Origin of the sequence: Vibrio sp. 10N.261.51.C6 (assembly GCF_041471785.1) — a bacterium.
Taxonomy (GTDB): Bacteria; Pseudomonadota; Gammaproteobacteria; order Enterobacterales; family Vibrionaceae; genus Vibrio; species Vibrio crassostreae_C.
The window spans coordinates 13,219-27,484 of the sequence record NZ_JBFRPB010000011.1; the positions used below are offsets into that span (position 1 = coordinate 13,219).

Sequence of the window (14,266 nt, forward strand, 5' to 3'; positions counted from 1 at the left end):
CTATTCCTCCAGATTGAGCTTACGGCTTGAAACCTCGGCTTGGATGTATGAAATAAAGTCATCCACTTTAAATTTGCCAAGGTCCTTACCTTTACGTGTACGTACTGCAATTTCGCCGGCTTCCATTTCTTGGTCACCACACACAAGCATGAACGGTACACGTTTCAAAGTATGTTCGCGGATTTTAAAGCCAATCTTCTCATTTCTCAAGTCTGCTTTGACTCTAAATCCACTTTTTTGCAGTTTTTTCGTAATTTCTTGTACATATTCAGACTGTTTGTCTGTAATGCCCATTACAACTGCTTGTTCTGGCGCCAACCACGTTGGGAAGAAGCCAGCGTATTCTTCAATAAGAATACCAATGAAGCGTTCTAGTGAACCTAAAATCGCGCGGTGGATCATAACTGGCGTGTGACGCTCGTTATCTTCACCTACGTAAGTAGCACCTAAACGTTCTGGTAATGCAAAATCGAGCTGCACTGTACCACATTGCCAAGCGCGGTCCAAACAATCATGCAAAGTAAATTCAATCTTAGGTCCGTAGAACGCACCCTCGCCTTCTTGAATCTCGTATGCAATGTCCATTGCCTCTAGCGCTTGCTTAAGGTCAGCCTCTGCACGGTCCCACATTTCGTCTGAACCTACACGCTGTTCTGGACGAGTAGATAGCTTAACAACGATGCTTTCGAAGCCGAAAGTTGTGTAAGTATCGTAAACCATTTCAATACAAGCTTTAACTTCTTGTTGAACTTGGTCTTCAGTACAGAATACGTGAGCATCATCTTGAGTGAAGCCACGAACACGCATAATGCCGTGAAGTGCGCCAGACGGCTCGTTACGGTGACATGAGCCGAACTCAGCCATACGTAGCGGTAGATCACGGTAAGATTTCAAACCTTGGTTGAAGATTTGAACGTGACCAGGACAGTTCATTGGCTTGATAGCGTATTCACGGTTCTCTGAAGAAGTAGTGAACATCGCTTCAGCGTACTTATCCCAGTGACCAGAGCGTTCCCAGAGAACACGGTCCATCATTAATGGGCCTTTAACTTCTTGGTAATCGTACTCAGTCAGTTTTTGACGAATAAATACTTCTAGCTCACGGAAGACAGTCCAACCGTTGTGGTGCCAGAACACCATGCCTGGTGCTTCTTGCTGCATGTGGAATAGGTCAAGCGCTTTACCGATTTTACGGTGGTCACGTTTAGCCGCTTCTTCTAGGCGCACAAGGTGAGCTTTAAGTGCCTTCTTGTCGTGGAATGCAGTGCCGTAGATACGTTGAAGCATCTTGTTGTCACTGTTACCACGCCAGTATGCACCCGCTACGTTAAGTAGAGTGAAGTGCTGGCAGAAGCTCATGTTAGGCACGTGTGGACCACGACACATATCGATGTATTCTTCGTGATGGTACAGGCCTGGACGATCGTCTTTAGAGACGTTCTCGTCCAAGATTTCAATCTTGTAAGTCTCGCCGCGAGCTTCGAATGCGTCGCGCGCTTCCTGCCAGCTAACTTTCTTCTTAACAACCTGGTATTTGGTCTTCGCTAGATCTTTCATGCGCTTTTCGATCTTTTCTAGATCGTCTTGCGTTAGAGAGTGCTCAAGATCGATATCGTAGTAGAAACCGTTATCGATAGTAGGACCGATCGCCATTTTCGCTTCTGGAAAAAGCTGCTTAACCGCGTGGCCTAAAAGGTGAGCACAAGAGTGACGAACGATTTCAAGGCCATCAACTTCATCTTTAGCTGTGATGATTTCTAGGCTTGCATCGTTTTCGATAAGATCACAAGCATCAACACGCTCGCCGTCTACACGACCAGCAATGGTAGCTTTCGCAAGACCAGGACCGATTGATAGGGCAACATCTAGAGTTGATACAGGGTTGTCAAATTGACGCTGACTACCGTCAGGAAGAGTAATAATTGGCATTATTTGTCCTTTACAGTGGTGTTGCACACCAAGCAACACATGAAAATGTTTAATATATGTCTTTCAATCAACGAGTACGCTGATTGGGGATATATGCATAATAAATATACCCACATAGAAGCAAATACAGATGCCACATCTGTGAGTAGCCGAACATTGTAACGAAATTATATGAAATGACAATGTTAGTCCCACAGCGCCACAAAAACTACATAACTTAAATGTCTCTTCTATATAGGACCTTCTAACACCCTAAGCTAACGTTCAATGATTGGTTCTTTGTCTTTATTTACAAACAAAAAAGCCGAACGGTTAAGTTCGGCTATAGAAATCGTACTGTCTTGTCTCTATTAATAGAAAGAGTTACTACTAACAGAGAGAGCAACTACGCACTCATGATTCTTGAGACGGTGTTGCGAATGTCAGAGTCAGCCGCGTTCGCAGGCAGAGTGAACGAGATGTATTGGTCACCGCGGAAACTCAGTGAGCGGTCAATTTCAGCTAAGCAGTGAACCATAGAACCATCTACGATGAATGACAGCTCGATTTCTTTGTTATTCATGAAACCGCCGCTGCGAAATTCAATCTCTTGGTAACAACCCGAACGTGATGCGAAGGTGTTACCTTTCAAGTAGCCCTTCTCTACGTCTGCTTTCACCATTGCCATACCTGAAGCTTCAACACCTTGAATGATTTTCGCGACTGTTGGTAATGGGTGAACAGAGATAAAATCACGGTCTTTAGGGTCAATCGCGAAACCGATATCTAAGTTGGTTTCTACCCAAACATGGCACTGGTTCATTTTTGCGTTCAACGCAGTCACTGGCGTTTCATCATTAAGCTTAAGACGGAATGGCACCAACTTAGTTTCGCCGGGTTGAATCACAAACGGCTCTACGGCTTGAATACGACCGAGTGAAAAGGTTTCGTAACTGGTGCTATCTTCTGTTTCCACTTTAACTTCTGTGTTGAGAACCAAGTTGATCAGGTCGATTTGTTGCTCAACGTCACCACCAACAATGTGAACATTGCCAGACAACTCTCCACCTTGGAAAACTTCAATATTATCTAAGACAGTATCAACCTTTGCTGCACCGATGCCCAACGAGGCCTTTAATTTCTTAAACATATTATTTCCCTTTCTAATTATCTGATTTACGAATAGTTATTGCGTGACAATTTGCGACACTTGCCTCACAGAATCAAGCAATTTGCCCCATCTATGTTGAATAAGGTCACATTGCCCGAGGAAATGTTGAAATCGTGAAAAATTCCGTTACTCTATTTGTATAGTCAAATAAGGTTTCATTATGTCGAAAGCACCGCTCTACCTTCAGATAAAACAGTTCATAGATGACAAGATCAGCAGTGGTCATTGGCCGGTGGGTTATCAAATTACCACCGAACTCGAACTCACCGAGCAGTTCAATGTAAGTAGAATGACGGTCAATAAAGCCATTCGAGATCTTGTGTCTGAAGGTAAGCTCATCAGGAAGCCAAGACTGGGTACTTTTGTTTGTGAACCCGACGAAAAAGCGCAATCTCCGCTGCTTGATATCAACAACATAGCGCAAGAGATCAAAGACCGCGGCCAAACGTATACTAGTCAAGTTATCAAGCACGATAGCATCAAGGCTGATGAAAGCACGGCTACACGGTTAGGTGTGATGATTAACGCAGAAGTGTTCTATAGTGAAATCATACACTTTGCGGACAACGCACCGATTCAATTGGAAGCGCGCTGGGTGAACTCTCAAGCCGCTCCAAAATACCTAGAGCAAGACTTTTCAACCTCTACGCCCAACGAATACCTTTCAAAAAGCTGCCCGTTAAGTGCTATCGAGCACACGGTTGAAGCCATTATTCCAGATTCTCAAATCAGAACGTCACTAAAGCTATCTGAATCAGAACCTTGCCTTCTTTTGAATAGAAGAACATGGAGCAAAGAACGCCTCATCAGCTTTGCATTGCTCTACCATCCTGGCTCTAAGTACAAATTAAGCTCCAAGATACTTCTAGAATAAAGAACATCATCCTGATCGCCGATCACATTTTTGCAACATCAACTTGATTCGGGTCAGCGTTTAGCCTATTTATTTGTATATACATTTAATATTTAGCAAAGATCTAGGTGATTATGAATTTGATCCTCAAAAACGCACGAGTGGTCTCCATGAGTTCGGGAGCCGACGGTTATCAGCCCTCTTCCCCTCAAGATATCGTTATCGAAGACGGTAAGATCGTGTCTATCTCTTGTTCAAACCATGAGGCTCATGCTTATGAGGTAGAACAACCGAGCACTGATAACTCTGCGGATTACATCACCTATGATTGCAAGAACAAGCTCGTTACCCCAGGTCTGATTGATTGCCACACTCACCTCGTATTTGCAGGCAATCGCGCCAACGAATTTGAACAGCGTTTGAATGGTATCTCTTACACCGACATCGCCAAACAAGGCGGCGGGATTCTTGCGACAGTCACTGCAACACGCGCAGCACAAGAGTCAGAACTGGTTGAAATGGCACTACCTAGACTCGATGGCCTTCTAAGAAGTGGCGTAACCAGCATCGAAGTAAAATCGGGCTATGGTTTAACACTTGATGATGAACTCAAAATGTTACGTGCAGCTAAAGCGTTAGAAAATCATCGCCGAATTAAGATCACTACCACTCTCCTTGCAGCACACGCAGTACCGCCAGAATACAAAGAACAACCAGATCGTTACATAGATCTGGTTTGCCAAGAGATCATTCCTAAAGCTGCGGGGCAAGGGCTCGCCGATGCCGTTGACGTGTTCTGCGAATCTATCGGCTTCAACTTAGAACAAACCGAACGTGTATTTGCAGCTGCCAAAGCACATGGGCTAGCGATTAAAGGTCACACTGAACAACTTTCAAATATGGGCGGCAGTGCGCTCGCAGCTAAATACGGTGCACTCTCTGTCGACCATGTTGAATACCTTGATGAAACCGGAGTAAAAGCACTGGCAGAATCAGGCACAGTCGCCACCTTATTACCCGGGGCTTTCTACTTCTTGAAAGAGACTCAACAGCCACCTATTGCTTTACTTCGTGAACACAAAATCCTAATGGCGATCGCGACCGACCTAAACCCCGGCACATCTCCCTTTGCAGACTTAACGCTGATGATGAACATGAGCTGCACCCTGTTTGGTACGACGCCTGAAGAAGCGCTACGCGGTGTAACTTGTAACGCTGCCGCTGCCATTGGTGAGTCACAAACCAAAGGCAAAGTCGAAATCGGTTATGCCGCAGATTTGGCTATCTGGAACATCGACCACCCTGCAGATCTAAGCTATCAAGTCGGTGTTCCTCACCTGCATAAACGCATTGTTGATGGCGAGGTGTGTCATGACTCAATCTAAATCCAACGGTATCCAAGAGAACGCAACAACCGTGCATAACTTTGTGTGGACCGGACGTAATGATCTTGAAGATGGCCCACTCGGTACTCGCGTTCATCACATTACCAAGCAAGTGCAAAGTAGTGAGTTAAGTGACAAGCTGACTGACGGTGATATCGCCTTGGTAGGCTTTGCCAGCGATGCCGGTGTTGCAAGAAATAAAGGACGCGTGGGCGCGAAACAAGCACCTAACTTGATACGCCAAGCGTTGGCGAATATGGCTTGGCACAGTGACGCACACATCGCCGATCTTGGTGATCTCGAGTGCAATGATGGTCAATTAGAAGTCAGCCAAAAACAGTGTGCTTCTGTGATTGCCAATGCCTTAGCAACCAACAAAGTGATTACCCTTGGCGGTGGTCACGAGGTGGCTTGGGCAACGTTCCAAGGTCTCGCTGAGCACCTAAATAAAATTCAATCAGAACACAATCCTAAGATCGGCATCGTTAATTTTGATGCTCACTTTGATCTTCGTGAATTTGAAAGCGACATCACCGATGTTAAACCGAGCTCCGGCACGCCTTTTAACCAGATCAGTGATTACTGCCACGCACATCAATGGCCGTTTCATTACGCTTGTCTTGGTGTGAGTGCCGCCAGCAATACCAAAGCGCTGTTTAACAAAGCTGACCAACTGGGCGTGTGGTATGAACACGACCGCAACATGACCCAAGTGAATCAAGTCGCTCAACTGATCAAGTTACAAAAATTCATCGTTGAGTGTGATTATCTCTATCTCACCATTGATCTCGATGTTTTCCCCGCAGCTACTGCGCCGGGCGTAAGTGCACCAGCGGCAAGAGGCGTGAGCTATGAAGCGCTCGCGCCTTTCCTAGAACAGATTTTTAAACACAGTGAGAAACTCATTATCGCGGACATTGCGGAATATAACCCAGACTACGACGTCGACGGCCAAACGGCTCGATTGGCGGCTCGTTTGTGTTGGGATATTGCCAGTGCAATGGCCAGTGAATAAGCCAGCTATATAGATAAATACAACTACAACGATATAACGTGAAACAGAAGGAATTTCAAAATGACGGAACACCACAACAGTGACCCTCGTCTCGACACGACTCGCGAAATTCGCGCACCTCATGGCACCACTTTGCGCGCAAAATCTTGGTTAACAGAAGCACCCCTTCGTATGCTAATGAACAACCTAGATCCTGATGTAGCAGAACACCCACATGCACTGGTTGTGTATGGCGGTATTGGTCGTGCAGCACGTGATTGGAAATGTTACGACAAGATTGTTGAAGTATTAGAGCGTTTAGAAGACGACCAAACATTACTTGTTCAGTCTGGTAAACCTGTAGGCGTGTTCCCGACTCATAAAAACGCACCTCGCGTGTTAATCGCTAACTCGAACCTTGTTCCACACTGGGCAAACTGGGAACATTTCAACGAGCTCGATAAAGAAGGCTTGATGATGTACGGCCAAATGACCGCAGGTAGCTGGATCTACATCGGTTCACAAGGCATCGTTCAAGGTACTTACGAAACCTTTGTCGCTATCGCGAAGAAACACTTCCAAGGCGAAGCAAAAGGCAAATGGGTACTTACAGGTGGCCTTGGCGGCATGGGCGGCGCTCAACCTCTAGCAGCTACCATGGCTGGCTTCTCAATGATTGCGGTTGAATGCGATGAATCACGAATTGATTACCGCCTGCGTACTGGTTATGTAGACAAGAAAGCCACCAGCCTAGATGAAGCGATGGCTATTATTAAAGAGTCTGACACACCTATTTCTGTTGGCCTGCTAGGTAACGCTGCTGATGTTTTCCCTGAGTTAGTAGAGCGCAACATCACACCAGATGTCGTTACTGACCAAACCTCTGCCCATGACCCTCTGAACGGCTATTTGCCACAAGGTTGGACGATGGAGAAAGCCGCACAAGAGCGCACTATTGATGAAGCGAAAGTCGTTAAGGCAGCTAAGCAGTCCATGGCGATTCAAGTTCAAGCGATGCTAGACCTGCAATATCGCGGCGCTGCAACCGTGGACTACGGCAACAACATTCGCCAAATGGCACTGGAAGAAGGCGTAGAAAACGCGTTTGATTTCCCGGGTTTCGTTCCTGCTTATATTCGTCCACTGTTCTGCGAAGGCATCGGTCCATTCCGTTGGGCAGCCCTTTCTGGAGACCCAGAAGACATCTACAAAACAGACCAAAAAGTAAAAGAACTGATTCCAGACAACCCTCACCTGCACAACTGGCTAGATATGGCGCGTGAACGCATTCAGTTCCAAGGTCTACCTGCACGTATTTGTTGGGTTGGCTTGAAAGATCGTGAACGCTTAGGCCAAGCATTCAATGAAATGGTGAAAAATGGCGAACTGAAAGCACCAGTTGTTATCGGTCGTGACCACCTAGATTCAGGTTCAGTAGCAAGCCCGAACCGCGAAACAGAAGGCATGATGGATGGATCAGATGCCGTATCAGATTGGCCTCTATTGAATGCCCTTCTGAACACAGCGGGCGGCGCAACTTGGGTTTCTTTGCACCACGGTGGTGGCGTTGGTATGGGCTTCTCGCAACACTCAGGCATGGTGATTTGTTGTGACGGCAGTGAAGATGCATCACAGCGTATTGCTCGCGTACTTCACAATGACCCAGCAACCGGCGTTATGCGTCATGCTGATGCAGGTTACGATATTGCCAAGCAATGTGCCAAAGAGCAGAAGCTTGATTTACCTATGCTAAACGAAGAACTTCGTCGCCTTTAATGTCTGGAGAGAACATGTTGAACTTATTACTTAAGCCAGGACTTCTTGGCCTATCTGAACTTCGAAAAATCAGCCGTAGCCCTGTGAACTTATCACTCGATCCTGCAGCAATCCCGGATATCGAAGCGAGCATGCACGTTGTCGAGCAAGTGATTGCTGAAGATCGCACCGTGTATGGCATCAATACAGGTTTTGGCTTATTAGCGAATACCAAAATAGCCCCTGAAGATTTAGAAGTACTACAGAAAAGTATCGTGCTTTCTCACGCGGCGGGCATTGGTAAATTCATGTCTGATGAAACTGTGCGCTTGATGATGGTGTTAAAGATTAACAGCTTGTCTCGTGGTTACTCGGGTATCCGACTCAAGGTCATCAATGCTCTTATCGATCTAGTGAACGCGCAGGTTTATCCGTGTGTTCCACAAAAAGGATCTGTGGGTGCTTCAGGAGATCTTGCTCCCCTCGCCCACATGAGTACGGTACTTCTAGGTGAAGGCCAAGCGCACCACAACGGCAAAATCATCACTGGCTTAGAAGCAATGCAGATCGCTGGCTTGGAGCCAATCACACTTGCTCCGAAAGAAGGCTTAGCGCTGTTAAACGGCACACAAGCATCGACTGCCTTTGCATTAGAAGGTCTGTTTGCAGCTGAAGACTTATTCGCGTCTGCAACCGTATGTGGCGCGATGTCTGTAGAAGCAGCGCTGGGTAGTCGTCGTCCGTTTGACCCTCGAATTCATCGCGTTCGTGGTCATCGTGGTCAAATGGATGCCGCGCTTGCTTATCGCCATATGCTTGATCAAAAGAGTGAGATTGGTGAATCACACACTTGTTGTGAAAAGGTTCAAGACCCTTACTCGTTGCGCTGTCAGCCTCAAGTGATGGGTGCCTGTTTACAGCAAATTCGTAATTCAGCAGAAACGTTAAACGTTGAAGCGAACTCGGTATCGGATAACCCACTGGTATTTGCTGAAGACGGCGACATTATTTCAGGTGGTAACTTCCACGCAGAACCTGTGGCAATGGCAGCGGATAACCTAGCACTTGCGATTGCAGAAATTGGTAGCCTTTCTGAACGAAGAATGGCACTGCTGATTGATAGCGCACTAAGCAAACTTCCACCTTTCTTAGTCGATAACGGCGGCGTTAACTCAGGCTTTATGATTGCTCAAGTAACGTCTGCTGCTCTGGCAAGCGAGAATAAAACACTGGCACACCCAGCTTCAGTAGACAGCCTTCCAACATCGGCAAACCAAGAAGATCATGTATCTATGGCAACCTTTGCGGGTCGTCGACTGCGTGACATGGCAGAAAACACCCGTGGCATCTTGGCTGTTGAATACTTAGCAGCAGCACAAGGCTTGGATTTTAGAGCACCAAATCTCTCTTCTCCTCGAGTAGAAGAAGCAAAACAGATACTGCGCGAGAAAGTCAGCTTCTACGACAAAGACCGTTACTTCTCACCTGATATCGAGCAAGCAAATCTACTGCTCAAATTATCAGTGCATAACCATCTAATGCCAGAAGGCCTACTGTGTAGCTTCTAAGGTTTGGCGAAATAGCACGTCATATAAACAGGGGCTATTGATTAGCCCTTGTTGCATTGAATCCAAGCCCCTATTCCCCTCAAAATCGTCACATACCATCCAACGTATTTATCTAATCGACTGATATATAAGCAAAGTTAACTGGATAGACCATTAGAACGAAGTTAGTTAGCTATAATCCACCCCAGATTTGATGACTAATAGCGATACTATGTTTCTGACACCTTACTTTTCTACTGAAGACAATCAATTTCAATTCACTCGTGAACAAGCAAGCCACTTTGCTAAAAAAGTAGCTGGCGATTTCAACCCGATTCACGATGAAGACAACAAGCGCTTCTGTGTACCTGGCGATCTTTTATTTGCAGTACTTCTGCAAAAAGAAGGCATCAGCCAAAAAATGCGTTTTGATTTTTCAGGTATGGTTGGTAACGGTATTGCGTTAAGCGTTGACAACAAGTGTGAAAAAGAGAGCTCACTTATCGATGCAAATGGTAAAGAGTACCTACACATGTCTTGTGAAGGTGAGAAGAGCCATGATCAAGCATTCATCGAGCACGTAGTAACAAACTACGTTAAGTTCTCTGGCATGAACTTCCCACACATCATGGTTCCTCTTATGGAAGAACAACAAATGATGATCAACTGCCAACGTCCTCTAGTGATTTACGAGAGCATGGAAGTTGAATTTACTCGCCTAGACCTGTCTCACCCAGAAGTTGAATTCTCTGGCGCGACTTTTGATGTTGAAGGAAAACGTGGCATCGTGACCCTGAACTTCGATTTCAAAGAAGACGGCGAAGTAGTAGGTAAAGGCGTGAAGCGTATGGTAGCAAGTGGCCTTAAGCCATACGACCAAGCTTCTGTAGACGACCTAGTAAACCGCTTCAACGAACGCAAAGAGATGTTTCTAGCTCAGTTCACAGCCGCTGCTTAATCAGCTCTAGAACAAGATCAATAAAGCCCAGCTTGATAATCTCAAGCTGGGCTTTTTTATTTCGATTACTAAGCCAGCACTCAAATCATCACTAAATCCAGCGTCTAACCTTTTGTTTGTAATCAACATATTCTGCGCCGAATAATTGTTCTAGTGCTCGCTCTTCGGGTTTGATTTGGAAGTAATTCATGTAGATTACGAAGCCAAAGCTAAGTAGTACACTGAAGATATTCTGGAAGAAGTAGCCAAAGCAAAATAGCAGGATGAACAACCCTAAGTACATTGGGTTTCGCGTGTAACCAAAGATCCCACTATCCACGACGGCTGAAGCGGTTTCGACTTTGATCGGGTTAACGGTGGTTTTCTGTTTTCGAAATTCCAATATGCCGGATATTCCAATCACACCACTCAATGCGACTCCGATACCTAAAACAACCATTCCATAAGGTAATGCCAGTGTCCCTTGGCTCAACTGCTGAGCGCAGAAGTATGATGCTACGAATACAATAATGAACAGTGCAACGGGTGGTACTTTTAATTCTAGAAATTTCATACTTTTCCTTATTAACATTCCTCTGTTAGTTTAGAAAAAAGCCCAGCAATTGCTGGGCTAAATGTATTAGAGAATTTTTGCTAGCGCCTGTAATGGGTGAGCAAGCTTCTCACCTTCAAAACGCTTCACTTGGCTGCGGCAAGAATAGCCCGTCACCAAGCAACGATCTTTTGGTAAGTCCTGCATTTGAGGCTTCCAGCTTAAACCATATATGTCTTTCGACATTTGTAGCTTATCGACTTCGTGGCCGAAAGTTCCCGCCATACCACAACAGCCGACAGGAACGCTGGTTAACGTCGCCCCAAAGTGTTTGAAGATAGTACCCCACTCTTTTTCAGCGTTCGGCATTTTGGTTTTCTCAGTACAGTGAGCAAACAAGTACCACATATCTTCACTTGCTGAGCGTGCTTCGAACTCACCTAGCGATGGCATTAACCATTCATGCACAGTAAGTACATCAAAGTCGCCGCGCTTGTCACCTAAGATCTCGACGTATTCATCGCGGTAACAAAGCACAAGAGCAGGATCAACACCGACCAAAGGAATTCCGATATCCGCCACCATCGACAAGAAATCCGATGTTGATTTCGCCTCACGTGCAAAACGATTTAAGAAGCCCTTGATGTGCAGCGCTTTTCCATTGGGTTTAAACGGCAGTAGTACCGGTGTTTTACCAAGTTTCTGAGCCAAGGTAACGAAGTCTTCAACAACTTCTGCATCATAAAAGCTAGTAAACGGGTCTTGAACGATAAGTACATGCTGTTTCTTCTGCTCAGAAGACAAGCCTTCTAAGTACTGTAAGTCGAAGAGTTGCAGTTCTTTACTCGCCAGACGATTTTTTAGCGTAGGCACCGACATCAGTGGTGCATCAACATAACCAACCGTTTTAGCCGTTGCGGTTTGTATCCACTTTTGACCCAATGCTGCGTTCACGACTTTCGGCGCTTTCGCCATCAGCGGCAGCATGGTTTCAATGTTGGCAACTAAATAGTCTTTTGCTGGGCGCTGATAACGCGAGTAATAGATGTTTAAGAATCGGGAACGGAAACTCGGCACATCGACTTTAATCGGACACTGGCTCGCACACGCTTTACATGCAAGACAACCATTCATCGCTTCGTGAACTTCATGCGAGAAATCGTATTCATGGCGTTTGTTCATCGTGTTACGAACACGCTCAACCATGGTTTTAACCGGAGTATTGTCCTTCAGCGCTTCTTGCTCTAAATCGAGAATATCGACGCCTTGTTCCGTTAACTGACGCAACCACTCTCTTACCAAGCCTGCGCGGCCTTTGGGTGAGTGACGTCGGTCAGCCGTAACTTTCATTGAAGGACACATTGGCGAGCTAGTATCGTAGTTGAAACACAAGCCGTTACCGTTACATTCCATTGCTTGCTTGAAGCTGTCACGAACTTGTACGTCGATCTGACGGTCGTAGAAACCACGCTTGGTATCGGTGACTTTCACCAATTCAGCGTCACTTTCTAAAGGCGTACAGATCTTGCCTGGGTTCATCTTGTTGTGCGGGTCGAATGCTGCTTTAATACGTCTTAATTCGGTAAACAGCTCTTCACCAAAGAAGTCTGGGCCATACTCAGAACGGAAACCTTTACCGTGCTCGCCCCACATTAAACCGCCGTATTTCGCCACCAGCTTAACCACTTCATCAGAGACTTCATGCATCAATGCTTCTTGCATCGGGTCACACAGATCCAATGCTGGACGAACGTGTAATACGCCCGCGTCAACGTGACCAAACATGCCGTAATTCAACTCTTTTGAATCGAGTAACACTCTAAATTCAGAGATGAAATCCGCGAGGTTTTCTGGTGGTACACAAGTATCTTCAGCAAAAGCGACTGGCTTAGCTCGGCCTTTCGCCGCACCTAACAGACCCACTGCTTTCTTACGCATGTTGTAGATTCGGCCAATGCTCGCCAAATCGCTACAAACTTGAAAACCAATCACGCCGGCTTCTTCGCTTTCAACCATGGTTTCAAGGCGTGCAGTCAGCGCTTGAACTTGCTGTTCAACTTCCGCTTCATCTTGGCCTGCAAACTCAACCATGTTGATGCCAAGCATCTCTTTGTTCGGAACATCAGTCAGCAAATCGCTCACGGTGTGCCAAACGATGTCTTGCTTCGCTAGGTTCAATACTCTTGAATCTACCGTTTCAACAGACAGTGCTTTCGCTTCCACCATGAACGGCGCATTACGCAGCGCAGAATCAAACGTGTTGTATTTCACGTTAACCAGTGTGCGCGCTTTTGGAATCTTGGTTAGGTTTAACTTTGCTTCCGTGATGAATGCTAAAGAACCTTCAGCGCCACATAGAACGCGAGTTAGGTCAAAGCTGTCATCTTGTTCGTTGATTGCATTCTTTAGGTCATAGCCTGTTAAGAAGCGATTCAGCGGAGGGAATTTATCTAAGATTTGAGCGCGTTTGTCTCGACAAACCGCCTCTGTCACCGCAAGTGCATGGTGAGCGAATTCACCCTCTACAGGTAAGCCGTGTGATAAATCAGATTCTAGACATGAACCATCTGCGAACACCGCTTGCAGCGACAATACATGGTCAGACGTTTTGCCGTACTTCAATGACCCTTGGCCCGAAGCATCGGTATTGATCATGCCACCCAAGGTTGCTCGGTTACTGGTAGAAAGGTCTGGAGAGAAAAAGTAACCATAAGGGCGAACAGCGTCGTTCAATTGATCTTTAACGACACCAGACTGAACTCTTACCCAGCCCTCTTTCTCGTTAATCTCAAGAACCTTATTCATGTATCGCGACAGGTCAACCACGACACCTTTTGTTAAAGATTGTCCGTTGGTTCCGGTACCGCCGCCACGAGGGGAAAAAGTCACGCGTTCGTAAGCGGATTTAGAAACCACTTTACCGATAAGCACAACGTCTTGCGTTGTTTTAGGAAGGATGACCGCCTGCGGCAATTGCTGATAGACACTATTATCAGTCGCCACAGCCAAACGGCTAGAATATTGAGATTCAATGTCGCCAGTAAAGCCCGCTGTTTTTAGTTCATCTAAAAAGCGTACAACAACTGGATCGACATCAGCATTGAGTTGAAGTCTTGGTAACATTTGCTTCCTGCCCCTACTTCGCTGATCCTATCAGCATTGG

10 protein-coding genes are annotated in these 14,266 nt (G+C 46.0%); 6 read left to right on the forward strand and 4 right to left on the reverse strand.

What is annotated here, in order from left to right; genetic code table 11:
- A complete protein-coding gene (gene thrS, locus AB4375_RS02600) occupies positions 1-1,929 on the reverse strand; it encodes a threonine--tRNA ligase (RefSeq protein WP_372050970.1) in 1,929 nt (642 codons plus the stop codon).
- Between the two features lie 385 nt (positions 1,930-2,314).
- Positions 2,315-3,058, reverse strand: coding sequence for a sporulation protein (locus tag AB4375_RS02605; protein ID WP_372050971.1), 744 nt, complete (start codon positions 3,056-3,058; stop codon positions 2,315-2,317).
- A 181-nt stretch (positions 3,059-3,239) separates the two neighbouring features.
- Here AB4375_RS02605 and hutC point away from each other — a divergent pair, with 181 nt between their 5' ends.
- The 6 genes from hutC to AB4375_RS02635 all read left to right on the forward strand — a co-directional run bounded on the left by hutC (position 3,240) and on the right by AB4375_RS02635 (position 10,571).
- Entirely contained in the window at positions 3,240-3,953 is a 714-nt protein-coding gene (gene hutC, locus AB4375_RS02610; RefSeq protein ID WP_372050972.1) for a histidine utilization repressor, read from the forward strand.
- 113 nt (positions 3,954-4,066) lie between these two features.
- Positions 4,067-5,317 (forward strand): imidazolonepropionase, encoded by a 1,251-nt coding sequence (gene hutI, locus AB4375_RS02615; RefSeq protein WP_372050973.1) that lies wholly within the window; start codon positions 4,067-4,069, stop codon positions 5,315-5,317.
- On the forward strand, positions 5,304-6,332 hold the full coding sequence (hutG, locus tag AB4375_RS02620) for a formimidoylglutamase (RefSeq protein ID WP_372050974.1): 1,029 nt from the start codon (positions 5,304-5,306) through the stop codon (positions 6,330-6,332). The genes hutI and hutG overlap by 14 nt, the downstream gene beginning before the upstream one ends.
- Positions 6,333-6,392: 60 nt before the next feature.
- Entirely contained in the window at positions 6,393-8,087 is a 1,695-nt protein-coding gene (hutU, locus tag AB4375_RS02625; RefSeq protein ID WP_105024766.1) for a urocanate hydratase, read from the forward strand.
- A gap of 14 nt (positions 8,088-8,101) precedes the next feature.
- Positions 8,102-9,634 (forward strand): histidine ammonia-lyase, encoded by a 1,533-nt coding sequence (hutH, locus tag AB4375_RS02630; protein WP_372050975.1) that lies wholly within the window; start codon positions 8,102-8,104, stop codon positions 9,632-9,634.
- A 211-nt stretch (positions 9,635-9,845) separates the two neighbouring features.
- Complete coding sequence (locus AB4375_RS02635) at positions 9,846-10,571, forward strand: DUF3581 domain-containing protein (RefSeq protein ID WP_017067089.1); 726 nt, start codon at positions 9,846-9,848, stop codon at positions 10,569-10,571.
- Between the two features lie 91 nt (positions 10,572-10,662).
- On the opposite strand, the gene AB4375_RS02640 is transcribed toward AB4375_RS02635, so the two are convergent.
- Positions 10,663-11,124: an isoprenylcysteine carboxylmethyltransferase family protein gene (locus tag AB4375_RS02640; RefSeq protein ID WP_048607122.1), complete on the reverse strand. Its 462-nt coding sequence runs from the start codon at positions 11,122-11,124 to the stop codon at positions 10,663-10,665.
- 66 nt (positions 11,125-11,190) lie between these two features.
- Entirely contained in the window at positions 11,191-14,226 is a 3,036-nt protein-coding gene (locus AB4375_RS02645; RefSeq protein ID WP_372050976.1) for an FAD-binding and (Fe-S)-binding domain-containing protein, read from the reverse strand.
- Positions 14,227-14,266: the final 40 nt, after the last annotated feature.